1 protein-coding gene is annotated in these 527 nt (G+C 68.5%); it reads left to right on the plus strand.

Annotated features, from left to right (window positions below; genetic code table 11):
* Nucleotides 1-527 (plus strand): hypothetical protein (locus OWR29_RS47970; protein WP_267570398.1); only part of this gene is annotated, 527 nt, incomplete at both ends.

Raw genomic sequence — 527 nt, forward strand, 5'->3', positions numbered from 1 at the left:
CGGTTGTACAAGCGCAACGAGGCCGGCGCGGAGGCCCGGCACGAACTCGACATCGCGGCGCAGCGCTCGGCGTTCCGGCGCAGCGAGTTCGCCCTCGACATGGAGACCATCGGCCACGATCCGCGAAGGGCGCTGATGGCCGCGTTCGCGGACGGACGGATGGACGCCCGGGCACTTTCGGAGCGGTTGCGGGAACTCGACGACCTCGACCGTCGGGCCGCGATCGAGGAGGCGCAACGCGAGCGGGACGAACGGCTGCAGCTGGAGACCCGAAGCCGTGAGGACGCCGAAGCCCAGCGCCGCCGCGAGCACGAGGAGCGAATGAAAACCCTGGATCAGGAGCGCGAGGACTCTCTCCGGCGCGAGAAGGAAGACCGTGAGGACCGCCTCCATGATCAGGAGGCGCGCCGCAAGGACGCCGAGGAGGAACGGAAGAGGCAGTACGACTTCCTCAAGACCGCGGCCTCACAAGGGCTGTTCAACACCATGGACACCCACGGCCAGGGCGAGCGCCTGTTCGCCAAGGT

The sequence above is a fragment of the Paractinoplanes pyxinae genome, from assembly GCF_026626335.1.
Lineage (GTDB): Bacteria > Actinomycetota > Actinomycetes > Mycobacteriales > Micromonosporaceae > Actinoplanes > Actinoplanes pyxinae.